The sequence below is a fragment of the Eilatimonas milleporae genome, assembly GCF_003688555.1.
GTDB lineage: Bacteria > Pseudomonadota > Alphaproteobacteria > Sphingomonadales > Kordiimonadaceae > Eilatimonas > Eilatimonas milleporae.
On sequence record NZ_REFR01000009.1, the window covers coordinates 875,971 to 892,126 of the forward strand.

The following is a 16,156-nucleotide window of genomic DNA, read 5'->3' on the forward strand; positions in this document are numbered from 1 at the left end:
CGGTCAGCTGTTGAAAGCGTTGACTTTGACACGATTGAACGGACCCGCCAGGATGGAAAAGAAGGTTTTCGGTTCTGTCAGGATATACACCTGCCCCATATTGCCGGGATACATCTGCTTTGTATCCTGCCCGGGGTCCACATCGACATAGGCGATGAAATGGCCCGCCGGGTCCTTTTCGGTGACGACAGCGTCACTGGAGACATATTTCACCTCACCGACCAGGGGTTTTTCCTTGCCCAGCGTGCCGAAATGAACTTCCGCCGGCTGACCCACCTCGACCTCATCGACATCCTTGACGCTCAGCTTCACCTCGACGCGCAATTTGTCGTCAATCGGGAACAGCTCCATCAGGGTTTCACCCGGACGCACCACGGCCCCGAGGGTGCGGGCGGATATCTGGAAGACGATGCCGTCCACGGGGGAGCGCATCTCGGTCCGGGCCGACAGGTCCAGCAGACGCTCGACCTGTTCATCCGCGTCATTGAGGGCTTTCTGCAATTCAACGGCCAGATCCTCGGCCTGCTTCAGCTGATTCAGGCGGACAAGCAGCTTCTCATTGTCCAGGTTGACGATGTTGTTGCGCGATTTCTGGATTTCCAGATTGGTTTCGGCCAGCTGTGCTTCCGTTGCGACCAGATTGCGTTCGGTCGAGAATACGCGCGTGCGCTGAACCAGACCCTTATCCAGCAGATCGCGAAAATCCGTCAGCTCGCGCCGGTACAGATCCACCTGTTTCTGCAGGGCCTTCACCAGTTCGCCGCGCCCTTCTATATCGTTTTCCTCACTGGCGATGCGGGAATCGAGGATGGCGATTTCACTGGCACGCAGGTCCTGCAGGGCGTTGAATTCGGATATCTGGCTGCGGATGGTTTCCTGTACGCGGGGGTGTTCCAGAATATCCGCGCGGATATCGGCCGGGAATGTAATGCTGGTCTGGTCGGCGACCTCGGCCCGGCGCCGGGCAAGCTGAACGCGTAAAATCGCCTGCCGCACCAGCATGCTGCGCAGGCGGGCATTGGCCTGCGTATCATCCAGAATGGCCAGGATCTGGCCTTCTTCCACCCGGTCGCCTTCCCGCACCCTGAGATCCGAGAGAATACCACCCTCCAGATGCTGGACCACGCGGTTGCGGTCTTCGGCGATAACGCGCCCCTGACTGCTGATGGCCCCGCCAAGCGGCACGGTCGCCCCCCAGATCGAGCCGAACCCGAATACGATCAACCCGATGATCTTGGCAAAACGGACAATGCGCTCCCGGGTGACGGGCATACCGCCATGCCAGTCCTGAAGGTCGTCTTCCGTAAATCCTTTCAGGTCCGGAACGGTGGGAAGGGTGCTGCCGCGCGGGGCAATCGACGTGTCGGTCATCAGTCGGCTCCTTCCGGGGTCTTATTGGAGGACTGCGCCTTGGCCGCGGCCATCACATCCTGCACGTTGAAACGCTGGCGCACACGTTTCTGTTTCGGTGCGGACGGATCCGCTGCCTTGCCCGATGCGGGTTTCGGGGCATCGGTGCCGACGGTTTTGGACGGCTGGCCGGACTTGTCGCTGCCATCATTGTCGCCAGTATTGTCACCAGCCCCGTTCGCCTTGGCGGATACGGCGGCAGCCTTCCGCGTTCCAGCAGCGGCGGGCGTACGGGCCGGCGCCTTTCCAGACGCGCCGGCGCCCTTTTGCACGTTTGGCCGGGCTTGTGTCCGCACTTGAGGCTGAGCTTGTGCCTGAGCTTCTGTCCGGGCTTCCGACCGGGCTTCTGCTTGAGCTTCCGGCTGGGCCTTTCCCACCGCCTGGGTTTTGACGGCCTTGCCGCCCAGAACGGACTGTGTGGGGCCGAAGTCCGTCTGGCGTCCATCCTGCAGAACCAGCACCTTGTTGCAATATTGCAGGGCGGCCGGACGGTGCGTCGCCACGAAAGACGTAATACCGGATGCCTTTGCCGTCTTCAGCGCATTGTGGAAAATCTGTTCTCCCACCTGGTCAAGGGATGCGTTGGGTTCATCCAGAACCAGCAACCTGGGATCGCCGTAAAAAGCACGGGCCAGGGCGATCAGCTGCGACTGACCACCGGACGGCCAGTATCCGCTTTTCGACAGCGGGGTGTCATAGCCTTCGGGCATGGTCAGGATCAGGTCATGCACACCGGCCCGCTGGGCCGCGGAGACGGCCCATTCAGGCGGGTCCTCATTTCTGAGACCGGAAATGTTTTCCCGCACCGTGGCTTCAAAAAAATCCACCCTTTGCGGGACATAGCCGATATGAAACCCGCGCGCGACAGGGTCCCAGACCTTGAGCTCCTGCCCGTCGAGACGGACGAACCCGATGCTGGGCTCCAGATATCCGACGAGAATACGCGACAGGGTCGATTTACCGGCACCGGACGGACCGATCACACCGATAATATCGCCAGGGTCCGCCGACAGGCTGATATTGCGCAGGATCGGCGGTTTTCCCGGCTGGGGTACATAGGTCACGCGTTCCAGCAGCACCTTGCCGTCTGGCGCCGGCAGCGGCGTCGCCGCCTGCGGCAGGCTCAGTTCCGCCATACGGGCCGACAGGCGCTTGTAGGCGTCATAGGTCTGGCGCAACCCTTTCCAGCCGCCGACAAGCTGGTCCACCGGTTGCAGGGCACGCCCGCCGATGATCGCGGCCGCGAACACAACCACCATATCGGCGTCACCGGCCAGAACCAGCAGGGCCCCGCTGCCGATCAGCAGAACCTGCAGAATCTGACGGCTGGATTTGGCGATACCGGTGTGCGCCGCCGTCTTGGCGGCGTGGTCCATGCCACTGGCGATCAGTTCTTTCTGATACTGCCCCCAATCGGCCAGGGATTGCCGGTACAGCCCCTGGGACCGCACATATTCCTGCATGGCGAAATGCATGCCCAGGCTTTTTTGGGATCGCACCATATTCTGATTGTTTTTCTGGAGATAGGGTTCGGTTTCCCTGTCAGCCCAAAGTGCCAGCCCGATCAGCCCCAATCCGCCCACAAGCACGACGGTGCCAAGCACCGGGTGGATCAGATACAGCACAATCAGGAACAGCGGCAACATGGGCAGATCGAAAAGAGCCGTCAACGCCCCCCCTGACAGATACTGGCGCATCAGCAGCAGATCGCCCACCGTCTGGCTGCGGGGGTCATGCTGCCGGTTCAATTCACCCGCCATGACAATGCCGGCCAGTTTCATTTCAAACCGGCTGGCCGCCTTTGACATCATGATCTGACGGGCCGCATCCAGAATGCCCATCGTCACCAGCAGCACCAGCGCCAGCAGAAACAGGGCAATCAGCGTCTCGATATTCTTGGACGGGATGACATTGCGGTAAGTGTTGAACATGAACATGGGCAGGGCCAGCATGCACAGGCTGGACAAAAGCGAAAAAACCGCAACAAGCCGCAGGCTTTTGCGGTAGGTCCGCGTCGCGTCTTCTAACGCGTCAGTCGCTTTCATGTACGCATCTTCCGGATAACAAAAATCGTCAAGGGCTGACCTATCACAGGGCCGCCCACACTGTCGAGCATAGAGCCCCCGGCCCGCACATGCAAAACACACTGCACCTGCCCGGCCCTACCCTCCATACAGGGCCCGGCAACACTCCTGATTTTTCAGGTCAGCCGGCGACTTCAGGGCCCCAACGAAAGAAGGGGGCCGAAGCCCCCTTCCCGTCAATCATGAACCGGTTCGATCGGACCGGATTAGTAGGTGATGTTGCCGTTACCGTCGGCTTCGACAAGAACGCTCAGTGTAACGTTCTTGAAGGTTACGATGTCACCACCGCCGAGGTTGACGAGGACATCATTCCCAGCCTGCGAGGACGCATTCAGCAGATCGGTAATGCTGGTGAAGTCGGTCGCCGTACCACTCAGATCCAGGGCGTCATAGTCACCGTTGAAGCCCGTGACCGTATCGTTGCCGGACCCCGCCGCGAACACCAGCGTGTCGACGGAAGTCGCTTGCTGCGCGGACGTGTCTGCAATACCGGAGCCCAAGACGATGTCGTCGCTGCCGGCACCACCGTCAATGGTATGATGGCCTGCACCAACCGAAATGGTGTCGTTGCCGTCACCACCGTCGATGTCGCTGTTGGCACCGTCATCCAGCGTGATGGTGTCTTTACCGTCACCACCGCTGATCACAATGGTTCCGGAGGTCGCGGTTCCGTCATCCAGGATGGTGTCGTCACCGTCACCGCCGAAGACCGTGTCACCGTTGCCGGCACCGCCCACGGTGATGGTGTCGTCACCGTCACCGCCATCGGCCCAGTCACTACCGGCACCCAGCGTGATGGTGTCATCACCGTCCTGGCCGCGAAGGACATCATTACCTGCATCACCGGCAAGGGCATCGTTGCCGTCACCGCCGCGCAGGTTGTCATTGCCGGCACCACCGTCCAGATCATCGTTGCCGGCACCGCCGAACAGGCTGTCGCCACCGGCACCGCCCAGGATCGTATCCAGGCCGCCACCGCCGAACAACTGGTCGTCACCAGCACCGCCGTCGATCACGTCATCGTCGACACCGGCGAAGATGATGTCGTCATCGTCACCACCCAGCAGGCTGTCGTTACCATCGCCACCGCGGATGGTATCATCGCCGTCACCGCCGCGGATGGTATCGCGAGCCGTTGCAGCGCTGGCGTCGCCCTTACCACCGAAGAGCACGTCATCACCGTCCTGACCCCAGATATCATCGTTACCGGCACCGCCGCCGACAATATCGTTGCCACCGGCACCCCAGACTTCATCCTGACCTGTTCCGGCCCACAGGGTGTTGGCTTCATCGTCGGGGCGATTGGATGCCCTTACACCGGTGCCGCCAAGATCGGAGCCGCCGAACAATGTGTCGTTGCCGGAGCCACCGAACAGGGTGTCGGCTCCGTCATCATCCACACTGGCGCCCTGGCCACCACCGACGACAAAGTCATCATTGGCACCAGCAAAGACAAGGTCATTACCGGCATCGCCGATAATGGTGTCGTCGCCGTCGACATTGGACGTACCGCCGGCGTTGAAGACATCATCGCCGTTGCCGCCGCGCAGGCTATCGTCGCCAAAACCGCCGTTGAGCGTATCGCCCTCGGAACCGCCATTAATCACATCGTCACCGTTACCACCGATAAGACGATCGATTCCAGCTTGACCATTCAGGGTATCATCGCCGGCATTGCCTTCGACACGGTCGGCACCCGCGCCTGCATTGACGATATCATCACCTTTGCCGCCGAAGATCCTGTCGCCACCAGTGCCACCAGTAAACTCTTCGTCGGCATCACCGCCTTGCAGCGTGTCACCGGTATCGGTCAGAGCAACAAATTTGTTGTTCGTCTCAATCATGAAGTCGAGAGTGACGTCGATGGTGTCGCCATTGTTATTTTCCAGCCGGATGACGGCATCTTCTTCAACTTCTTCACTGAAGTTAGTCGCCGCCTGGGTCGGCGTGTAATCGAAGTTGCCGGCCGCATTGATGGACAGGGTCGCACCGCTGTCCAGAGTGACGGACGTTGTGCCCGTGCCAGACACAGCCTTGCCATCAACGCTGACAACACTCCAGTTAGCCGTGGACAACGCCAAAGAGTTATCGCCACCGCCCTGGAAGGAGAGAACCTTGTCAGCCAGATCGCTGCCGCTGATGGCCTGCGAACCGGCGGTGACAAACGCGCCTTCACTTTCGTCATAATTGTTGCTGCTGCCGGCAAAGCTGACGAAATCCTGGTTTTCGGAGGTGTTGAGCGTGACATTGCCGAAGCGCAGAAACTCGACACCCGTCACAGTGTCGGCGCCGGTCCGGACGTCAGGACCAGCCTTACCAGCCACCTTACCAGCCTCAATGGTAAACGCACCACCAGCCTCGTTCAGTTCAGTCAGATCCAGATCGCCATCAAAGACAACAGTATCGGTGCCAGAGCCACCATCAATGGTGTTATCACCATTACTGTCGTAGATGGTGTCATCACCGGAGCCACCGTAAGCAGCTTCAGTATCGTTGTTGTTTACAGCAGAGCCCAGCATGATGGTATCGTCACCGGCACCACCGTAAATGGTGTCGCCGCCAGCACCACCGCTCAGTTCATCATCACCGTCATCGCCGAAGAGGACATCGTCACCTTCAGCGCCCATGATCTCATCATCGCAGGCACCGCCGGAAATCGTGTCGTCACCAAGGCCACCATCAATGGTGTCTTTGCCGCCTTCACCGGCCAGCACGTCATTGTCGGTGTTGCCATCGATGACATCGTCGCCATTGCCACCAAAAGCAACGTCGTTACCGGCGCCGCCATCGATGTTATCATCGCCAGCGCCACCAAACAGACCGCCACCCGACGTTGAAAGGGCAGAAGCATCAAAGACGCGGCTTGCACCGGTACCGGATGTGAATGTACCGGCAACGCCATCACCGTCGGAGCTGCCGACCAGCTTGTCATCGCCAGCGCCACCAAACAGCAGGTCACCGTCGTTATTTCCCGCAAGGCTGTTCAGCTCCGAAGCATCCCCGGTATCAGCGATCAGCGTATCGTCGCCGTCACCGCCGATCAGGGTGTCACCGTTTGTAACACCGGACACCCCGCCGGCACCGTTGACAACGCCGCCAACGATTGAATCGTCGCCTGTACCGCCAATCAGGAGATCGCGGTTGGGACCGCCGGTCAACGTATCGTTGCCGCCAGCACCATCAAGACTGTCAAAACCAATGGTGCCGAGGAGTTCGTTATCCCCCCCTGTACCAATCTCTGAATTATTTGGCTGTCCTGCCATTTATTCCTCCTAAAAGGCTCTTTATAAACTCGTACGAGGCGCAAGTATCCACATAGCTCCCCCCGCGAGGTTATGTGGATACCTATAATCCGTCTTTACTGTCAACCACATACTTACCTTTAGACGCACTAATGGCGTCCACAGGTCAATATGCTGCTAACCGGCTCCACCGTGACACACAAAAATGGCCACATCTAACAAAGTTTAGAACAGGTTAGCATGTTTCCACAAAGAGGCATCCGACCTGTAGCAGTTTTGCCACACATCAGACCCCCAACCGGCCCGACGCCACATCCTCGATCAGGGTGCGCTGCCGGGGCAAGATGTCTTCTACGCCATATTGTGTGACAATGGTATGACGCGCCTGCTTTCTTTGTTCAAGAAAATCATCTGGGCGCTGCAAAACCCTATCCAGCCTGTCCGCCAAAACCTCGGGCTCGAAAAACGGCACGAGGGCGCCGTTTTCACCGTCTTTTATAACCTCGCGGACCGGGGCGGTGTCGGAACCGACGATCAGGGCGCCGCAGCTCATCGCCTCCATCAGGGACCAGGACAGGACGAAGGGCACCGTCAGATAAACATGGGCCGAGCTGACCTGCATCAGGTTGCGGAAAGTGCCGAAAGGCTGCACGCCAAGGAAATGCAGACGATTCGTGTCAAACTCGAATGTCTTCAACGCCCAGTTTTTCAGGCCCTTGCCGTCCGGCTGCCGCGCGCCGTAGGCCACGCGGTCGGCACCGAGCAGGACGGTGTGCATGTGCGGCCGGCGTTTCTGCAATGCGGCGATCGCCTCCATGAACTGGGGAAAGCCGCGATAATCCTCCATCCCGCGGGCAACATAGGTGACAACTTCATCATCCACCGTCAGGCTGCGCCCGTCCGGCAGGTCTATGCGCGCCGTGGAGTCGGGGCAGTAATAGGCCGTATCAACCCCGTCATGCAGCACCGTCACCTTGTCATGAAAAATCGCCGGCAGCTGGCTGTGCTGAAAGGCGGTCGGCGACTGCCCCCAGTCCATGATCGACAGGTCCTGAAGGATGGGCGTGTTTTTCATCCGCAGGCGGATTTCGTCATCCGGGCCGTATGGTTCATCGCGCAGAAATTCGCCGTCGCTGCCGTGGCAGTGATAATACCATTCATAATAATTCAGCAGCTTCGCATCCGGGAACAGATCCTTCAAAAACAGCGAGGCCCCCCAGCCGGAATGGGACAGGATGATATCCGGCGCCTTGCCGCTGTCTCGCACTTTCAAAAGTGCCTTGTAAGCCGCTTGCCCCATCAGCACGGCCGCCTCGGTGCTGACCAGCGAGGGGTGGATATTGTTGCGCGGTTCCCGGTGGGGCCTGTAGCGCACGCTGGGCAGGTCAAAATCCTGCTTGTTGGTGGCCAGCGTGGCCACGGCCATTTCATAGTCCGGAAACTGGCCAAGATACTGATAGATGCGGCGATATTGCCCCGGGAAATTATTGTGGATGAACAATATTTTCATGACTGATTTGCTTTCCCCAAACGGCGGATGACGGCTGTAACCAGACGGCGCTCTACGCGAAATAGCGGCAGGACGCAACCGGTCGGCAGGCCGGTGGCACGCACGCTGAATGCCTACTCAAGGCCGAGACGGTCGCGAAGCAACGCCTCCTGGGCGGACTGTTTCCCGAGCCAGCGCTGACGCGGGCGCATCTCGCCGCCCTGGCGAAACAGTCCCGGAAACATGCGCGCGAACGGGCAGCGGTCTTTAAGAGCGAGATAGGCAAGACCCAGGCCGGCCTGGTCCGCATAGAAGAGCTTTTCCCCGCGCGTGACACAGGCGTCGACGCGGCGGCGCAGGTAGAGGGCCAGCGTCCTGACGAACAGGGCGGCCCCGTCATCGGCGGTAAAGCCGACAACACCCCCCGTCACGCTGCCCCAGACCGGAGGGTAAGCGGACCTGTCGGCGCGCAGATAGGGGCTGAGCATCAGCGTGCTGCGTTCATGCCCGGCCCAGACATCCCGCAAGGGTTCCAGAATGGCGCCGTCAATATCCGTGACGGTGACCAGATCGTAATGCCGCAAATAAAGGGGCATATACATGAAACGGCTGCACACAGCATAACCCTTGAGACCATCGCCGCCATCCGGCAGGGGACTGAACCGGTCCACCGTCAGGTTCAGTCCGACACCGTGGCGGTCCTCAAGGTCGCGCAGCCGGGCCTCAGAGGGGTCAAAGCCCAACGCGTGAAGATGGACGAGCGTATCCGGACTGCGCTGTGCCACGCTTGCCAGATATCCATCGATAAATCCGTCCATGTAAGCGTGGTCGCACGACACCAGAAACACCGGGCCATCCGGCGCATGCCGTAAGCGCAGATCAAGCCAGGGATAGGTCTCCGCCTTGTTCAGATCGTCCGCCGTTTCCGCCTCGCCGCACAGGGCTATCATTTCATCCGTGGACAATACATGCTCGACGGACCGGAAAAAATGCGTCGTGCGTCCGGATTCGCGGCGGGCTTCGGCCAGAATATTCTGAGAGTCGGTAACATCCCCGCGCAGGGCGGCCAGAACGCCCGTGTGAATCAGCAGATTTTTCCGCATCCCCGGCACAGCCCGCCGGTTTAGGCTCAACGCCTCCTCCAGACGGGACACATCCTGAGACGTCAACCGGCCCTCCTTGCGTCCGGGTTGCAGAGGCTGGAGCACGGCAAAGAAATGGAAATCCGCCAAATATGCCGCCCAAAAGGGTGATACTGTGCGCCCCTGCAAGAGCCGGCACGCCGTCTGCTCCAATTGTGCCCAGTGGCGCTGAAAATAGAACAGGATACACAGCTCAACCCCCAGAGCCGGCGGCAAGGTCTCCAACCATTCCGGGGTCCATCTGTCCGCCAGGGCCTGGATAAAGGGTTCGGGCTCATCCGCGAAGCGGAACAGGATGGCCGCGGCCGTCACCTGATCGGCATGGCGGGACGCGGCTCCGGCCTCGTGAAAAAGAGTGTCGGCCGCCGCCACTGCCGACCGGGCACACCCAGTATCGGCATGATACCAGTGGTATCTGGGAAAAAAGAAATGACCGTCCAGAATCCCGTCCTCCTCGATCAAGCGGACACGGTGCAGCAAGACTGCGACATCCTCGGGACCGGCGGGGTCCGGCACGGTTTCCAAAAGCTGCACGGAAGAGACATTCTGGTCGGACATACTGTAAACCGGACAAAGGGCAGTCGCCGGGCGCGGCTTCTGACAGCAACGACGACTGATAGTGGACAGGGATGAAGCACTTTAGACAGCCACGGTCTTGACTTACAAGGCCGCCATGCGAAGAGTGCGGGGTTTTCGTCTTCCCAGTATGAGCAGAATACCCTTCATGCCGACAGTTCTCATTCCCGGTGGCGCCGGTTTTATCGGATCGCATACGGTTCTGGCCCTGCAGGCGGCAGGCTTCGATACGGTCGTCTTTGACAATCTGTCAAACGGGCACCGCGATGCTGTCACAGCAGGCGCCTTCGTCAAGGGCGACATCCGCGATGCCGCTGCCCTTGACAGGGTTTTCGAGGAACACAGGATCGACGCTGTCATCCATTTCGCCGCCCTGATCGAGGCAGGCGTCAGCGTGCGCGACCCGCTTGCGTTTTACGATAACAATGTGTCCGGTACGCTGTGTCTTCTTGAGGCCATGCGGCGTCACGCCGTAAGGACACTGGTTTTCTCGTCCACGGCTGCGGTTTACGGCAATGCGGGCACCGCCGCGATCACGGAAACGGACGAAAAAAAGCCGATCAATCCTTACGCACACGGCAAACGGATGGTGGAACATGTGCTGGATGACATGGCCCGCGCCGAGGGGCTGCGCGCCATAGCGTTGAGATATTTCAATGCGGCCGGTGCAGACCCCGAGGGGCGCCTGGGCGAACGGCACGACCCGGAAACCCATCTGATTCCCCTGGTTATACAGGCGGCCATGGGACAACGGCCCTGCATCAAAATCTTCGGGACGGACTATGACACGCCCGACGGCACCTGTATCCGCGATTATATCCATGTCTCGGATCTGGCGGAGGCCCATGTCCTGGCCCTGAAACGCCTGCTTTCCCAAGATGAAACCGGTTCAGACACGAGCCAAAACCGCGGCAGTTTTGATGCCTTCAATCTGGGCAACGGACAGGGATATTCCGTGCGGCAGGTGATCGATACCGTCCGGTCGGTCACGGGGCAGTCCTTCAGGACCGAGGAAAGCGGTCGCCGGCCCGGTGACCCCGCCCGACTGGTCGCCAATGCAGGCCGCGCGGCGGACATACTGGGCTGGCGCCCCCGGTTCAACGCCCTTGAGGACATTGTCCGGCATGCCTGGGCCTATGCGTCAGGCCGGGACGGCACAGGCTGCGGGAACGGCACCCACAACAGCGGAGCCATGCCGTGACACAGCCAATTTTACCGGTTTTCATCGGCGGATATACAAAAAGCGGTACCACGCTTGTGGGCCGGGCGTTCGGGCTTCTGGACGGGGTCTATACCAGGGGGGAAGCGGATTATTTCCGTATTTTCCATGACCGTTTCAACGCCATGGTGCGTGAATTCAATATCAACATCCAGTTCGTCAACAAGGAAGTCTATGACGGCAGCGGCACCATACGCCCCCTAACCGAGAACCGGATGGCGGCCCTGCACCGGTCGCTGTTCACGCGCATTTTTTTCAACGATCAGCCTGTGCCGCAGGATTGCCGCGTTCTGGTTGAAAAATCGCCCCGCAACATATTCCATCTGGATGCCATACGGTTCGTTTTCCCCACGGCGCGGGTCGTCTGTGTCTACCGGGATCCGATGCCGACCTTCCGGTCACTGTGCCGGCATATGGCCGATCACCGGTCCCCGGCCTTCAACGATCCGGGCTCCGGCCCGCGCCGGGAACTGATCCATAAATTCTCGACCCGGCGCTGGCCCAATTATGTCAAAATCGTCGAGGCGGAGCGTGATAACATCACCATCGTGCGGTATGACACCCTGAGCCGGGATCTGGATGGGTTCATGCAGTTTATCCAGGACCGCGTCATCGGACGGCAACTGCCCCTGAAAGCACCCGTGGCAAGTCTGAGCAAGGAAGCCTACCTGCAAAGCCTGCCGCCGGAACGCCGCAAAACCAGCCTGGTACAAACCGACAGCGCACAACGGATCACTCTCAGCGACGAAGAAAAAGCCATATTGGAATCAAAATGCCTGCGGCCATATGTGGATTTTGATTTTTGATCCCCCGGTCTTTATCAAACCGGCATGATCACCATCCGCCCGGAGTGTGGGCGTGGACGCGGACAGGCCCGAGCCTCACAGAGGCAACATCAATCATTTCCGGAGGTCCCGTGTGACCAAAAAGCCGCTTCTCTATATCCATGCCGGCTATGCAAAATGCGGTAGCAGCACCATACAGGAGTTTCTGGCCGCCAACGTGGCACGGTTTCAGCGCGAGGGCCTCGGCATTGTCGGCCATAAGATGACACTGGACCACAGTGGCCGGGCGGTGGACTTTCCCGTCGGGTATTTTGAAAAGCTTCTCCGAAAACCGGAGCAAGACCGGCGCCAAAGCCTAGCGGCCGGCCTGGAAACCCTGCACACCGAGATCCTGGACGCAGGATTGGACGGGGCCATCCTTTCGGCTGAAAACCTGGGCCAGTTGCGGACCGCCATATTGTTCGAGGGGCTGCTGGATGTCTTTGAACCACGGGTCATCATGTATGTCCGCCGTCAGGACGACTGGATTCTGTCCGCCTGGAAACAGTGGCATTTCAAGGAGGGCAGCAAACTCGACCGCCATATCGAGCGTCATCTGCAAAAAAATGTACCGCTGTTCCGCCGGGCGCTGAAAGGGTGGCACGATCTGATCGGCCGTGAGCGCATGCATGTCCAGTATCTGAAAAGGGAGTGTCTGACAGGCGGCGACCTTCTCACCGATTTCACCACGGCAACGGGATTTGATATCGCCGAATTTGAACGTGTCGAAGACGCGAACATATCACTGCCCGACGATGTGATCGCCATTCTGTCCGAGGCACCGGCCATGTATGAGGGCCTGCATGACAACAGGGTGCTGTCCTTTTTGAAAACAACGGCGGATATCCTGAAACCGGACGGAACGGACGGCCTGGGCGCGGAAGCGCGAAAACGAATCCTGGCAGCCTATAGGGAGGAAAACAGCTGGCTGCACGAAACCTTCTTTCAGGGAAAGCCCTTCAAGGACTGGCTGGCCGTCAAAAATACCCCCAAAACCCCCACAGACAGGCTTTCCGGTCTGACCAAGCTTGTCCTGTTGCAGACGGAAGCCCTGGTTCGCATGCGGGCAGACATCGCAGCCCTGCAAAAGCAGCTGGATGACGAACAGACCAAATCCAAACCCCAAGGATAGATGGCCGGCCGGATGCATATCCTCGTCACCTCCCCCATTCCGACCCACCCACTCAATCACGGTAACAGGGCACGTCTGAATGCCTTTTGCCGGGCCTTGAAAACACGCGGGCATGTCATTCATTTCGTGTATGGCGGTTTTGAAGGGATCACGCGGGATCAGGAACTGGCCATGCGGGCCGCCTGGGATCATGTTCATATTATTCCCGCAATACCGGGACGCCGCCGCCAGTCACACCCTGACCATCATCTGATCGACGACTGGTATGACGACCGTCTGGACCCGGTGGTCGAGGGCATTCTGGCCCGTTGGGAGGTCGGCGCCTGTATCGCAAATTATGTCTGGTTTGCACGCTGGCTCACACGTGTACCGGCGGACATCCCCACTTTTATCGACACGCATGATATCTTTGCCGGGCGGCACGCTCTTTTGACCGCCGCCGGCATAGAGAAAAGCTGGTTTTCCACCACCGCGACCGAGGAGGCCAAAGGCCTGAACCGCGCCCGTACCGTGATTGCCATACAACAGGGGGAGGCTGAATCATTCCGGAAACGTATTGATTCTGAGGTGGTCACGATCGGTCATCTGACCAACCCACGGGACCGGGCCATACGCACGCCGCAGCCTTCCGCGCTCTTAAGGGTCGGATTGATGGCCAGCGACAATCCTGTCAATGCGCATATGCTCACGGAATTGCAGGCGGCCTGGCAACGCACGCCCCATATGGATACCCATTGCACCCTGGTGATCGCAGGATCGGCCGGCAGGCTGCTTTCAGACGACAGCGGCGCTGAGATATTGGGATATGTCGAGGATGCGGAGACATTCTTTTCCCGCCTGGACCTGCTGATCGCGCCCAATATCGGGGGGTCCGGACTGAAGATCAAGACGGTGGAGGCCCTGGCATCCGGGCTCCCAGTGGTTGCCACCAGCCATGCCATGATCGGGTTGCAGGCCAACCATGATGCACACACCTGCCCGGACCTTGACGCACTGTGTGCGATGCTTGCTGCCCTGTCGCGGAACAGCACAGAAATACACGCCCTGAAAACGGCCGGGCAGAACAGCATTCAAAGCTATCATGCGGCGCAGGAGCAGGCTTTTGACCGCCTGTTTCCACCTGTCGGGGTCCAAGGGGAAACGCAGGCATGACGGAAGGCGCGCCGCTGTATCTGATCGGGCCGTTGCCGCCGGCGCGCGGCGCCGAAGCGGCCTTGACCGCCTATATCGCGGAAAGCCTGGCCGATGAATATCGCGTTTTCTGTGTTCAGGACAGTTTCGCGCCGCCCCGGCCGCGACCTGCCAACGGCATTGCCGTTATCACAATACGGGATCTGGGCAAATCTCCGCACCGCGAGGGGATCGCACGCGGTAAACGGCTCTATATTGTCGGCAATTCCGGTGACAGCTGTTATGTGCTGGACCTGATGCGGCGGTTGCCCGCACCGGCGTTGCTTGCGGATATGACGCTGCACGACTTGCGGCGCGCCTGGTACCGGAGTGGACAGGCACAGGCCACCGCGGCAGAAACGGACGGCAGCCTTGACGACATATCGTGGCTAACCGAGCAGTTCAGTGCCTGCAAAAATGCAGCCCCCCTTCTTCAGGCGCTGGAACAGCAACGGATATCGAACGCTTTTTTCGGGGAACTGTCGGGAACCGGTTTCATCCGCCGCCTTGCCACGGCGGTTTTCTTCCCAAGCGAACGGGCCGCGGCTTTCGCGCGAACGGACCCGCCGGCAAGCGGCATTCCGGACAGCCACACAGACACCGGTGTCACCGTTACCCTTCCCCCTTTGAAGACAGAACCGCGGCAATCCGGCCGCTCCAGCCCTGCGGTATTGTGCATTCTCGGCCAGGAAGGTCCGGGAGAAGCAGTCATGGCGCACCTGGAAGAGGCGCTGGCCGTGTTGCCGCTGATTGCTACGATACAGGCCATGGGACCTGGCGATGCCGGACTGTCCGAGGCGATTGCCGAGGCCGATCTTGTGGTCGATCTTGATGATGCCCTGATACGCAGTGTGTCCGTACCGGCATTGCGCGCCAAGGCCTGCCAGTGTCCCGTGCTGGTCCCCGGAACCGGCTGGGGCCCTGAAATCCATGGGCGGGGCATTGTACGAATGCCGCCATTTGCAGGAGCGGAGACGGCGGCAACCATTATTTTGGCGCTTCTTGGTGACCTGGATGCGCGCACGGACACAGAGCAGTTTGAGATATGTCCGATCCACGATCCGGCGCCACTTCTAACAGACTGCTATGCGGTGTCACCCTGCCCGCCGTGTCCACCCCTGCCACCGCTGCGGGAAACGCCCACGCCATTGGAAAACGAGACCCATAGGCATGGGTGCAAAACTCCACCACACGGACGAATTGCCATGGTCGGAGCCGTTCCGGGAAACGCGGTTCTACGCCAGATCATGCCCGACATGAACGCCATGGCCAGCACACGCTTTGCCGCGCCCGAAACGGCCAAAGCCCTTGAAGCGATGAGCGGCCTGCCCCATCCGCTGCTGCTGCCACGGCTGGGGTTTGAAGCCACGCATTTTGACCCCGGCACCCGGCAGGCAATGCCGGAAGGGCTAAGGCCGGTTGATGCCGTGTGCAATTTCAGCGATATCCCTGCCGACTTTGCGCAAGACCCGTTACATCTTGATACACAATGGTCATTTCGGGTCAGAAATGAAGAAACGGACCGGCTTTACGACAGTGACTGGTCCATAGACCGGGATCAGGGCCTGCTGTGGCGTCCGCGCACATCCATGGACGGCATCACGCTTATCCTGCTGGCCGGTCGGTCCCGCTGGACGACAATGTTCATCGAAACGGACACCGGGCCTTTTCTGATCGCGGATTCCTTCAACAGTCAGCATCTGGATCGTGACAGACCTGCCAGAGTGGCCATTGAACGGGGCGGACTTCTATGTCTGGATATCGGTCTTCTTGCCCATGATGGCCTGTTCCTGTTACCGCTGGACGACCTGCGAGAAAGACTTCGGCAAACCCGCTTCATCCTTTGCGACAGTAAAAAGGCATAAGCC

At 59.7% G+C, this 16,156-nt stretch carries 10 protein-coding genes; 5 read left to right on the plus strand and 5 right to left on the minus strand.

Annotation, left to right across the window (positions count from 1 at the left end; genetic code table 11):
- Positions 1 to 3: 3 nt before the first annotated feature.
- The 5 genes from BXY39_RS04595 to BXY39_RS04615 all read right to left on the minus strand — a co-directional run bounded on the left by BXY39_RS04595 (position 4) and on the right by BXY39_RS04615 (position 9,925).
- Positions 4 to 1,371 (minus strand): HlyD family type I secretion periplasmic adaptor subunit, encoded by a 1,368-nt coding sequence (locus BXY39_RS04595; protein WP_121937618.1) that lies wholly within the window; start codon positions 1,369 to 1,371, stop codon positions 4 to 6.
- Positions 1,371 to 3,455: a type I secretion system permease/ATPase gene (locus tag BXY39_RS04600; RefSeq protein ID WP_121937619.1), complete on the minus strand. Its 2,085-nt coding sequence runs from the start codon at positions 3,453 to 3,455 to the stop codon at positions 1,371 to 1,373. Before BXY39_RS04600 ends, BXY39_RS04595 begins: the two co-directional genes overlap by 1 nt.
- A 245-nt stretch (positions 3,456 to 3,700) precedes the next feature.
- Complete coding sequence (locus BXY39_RS04605; protein ID WP_121937620.1) at positions 3,701 to 6,757, minus strand: beta strand repeat-containing protein; 3,057 nt, start codon at positions 6,755 to 6,757, stop codon at positions 3,701 to 3,703.
- A 265-nt stretch (positions 6,758 to 7,022) separates the two neighbouring features.
- Positions 7,023 to 8,246: a glycosyltransferase gene (locus BXY39_RS04610; protein ID WP_121937621.1), complete on the minus strand. Its 1,224-nt coding sequence runs from the start codon at positions 8,244 to 8,246 to the stop codon at positions 7,023 to 7,025.
- Between the two features lie 113 nt (positions 8,247 to 8,359).
- Positions 8,360 to 9,925, minus strand: a complete 1,566-nt coding sequence (locus BXY39_RS04615) for a hypothetical protein (RefSeq protein WP_121937622.1) — start codon at positions 9,923 to 9,925, stop codon at positions 8,360 to 8,362.
- A 166-nt stretch (positions 9,926 to 10,091) separates the two neighbouring features.
- Here BXY39_RS04615 and galE point away from each other — a divergent pair, with 166 nt between their 5' ends.
- From galE to BXY39_RS04640, 5 genes are all read left to right on the plus strand, one after another.
- The gene (gene galE / locus BXY39_RS04620; RefSeq protein WP_121937623.1) at positions 10,092 to 11,144 is read left to right on the plus strand and encodes a UDP-glucose 4-epimerase GalE; all 1,053 of its coding nucleotides are present in this window, start codon (positions 10,092 to 10,094) and stop codon (positions 11,142 to 11,144) included.
- On the plus strand, positions 11,141 to 11,968 hold the full coding sequence (locus BXY39_RS04625; RefSeq protein ID WP_170163625.1) for a sulfotransferase family protein: 828 nt from the start codon (positions 11,141 to 11,143) through the stop codon (positions 11,966 to 11,968). Before galE ends, BXY39_RS04625 begins: the two co-directional genes overlap by 4 nt.
- Before the next feature lie 112 nt (positions 11,969 to 12,080).
- Complete coding sequence (locus BXY39_RS04630) at positions 12,081 to 13,118, plus strand: hypothetical protein (RefSeq protein ID WP_147453473.1); 1,038 nt, start codon at positions 12,081 to 12,083, stop codon at positions 13,116 to 13,118.
- On the plus strand, positions 13,119 to 14,270 hold the full coding sequence (locus tag BXY39_RS04635; protein WP_121937626.1) for a glycosyltransferase: 1,152 nt from the start codon (positions 13,119 to 13,121) through the stop codon (positions 14,268 to 14,270).
- On the plus strand, positions 14,267 to 16,153 hold the full coding sequence (locus BXY39_RS04640; protein WP_121937627.1) for a hypothetical protein: 1,887 nt from the start codon (positions 14,267 to 14,269) through the stop codon (positions 16,151 to 16,153). Before BXY39_RS04635 ends, BXY39_RS04640 begins: the two co-directional genes overlap by 4 nt.
- The last annotated feature ends 3 nt before the right edge of the window (positions 16,154 to 16,156 follow it).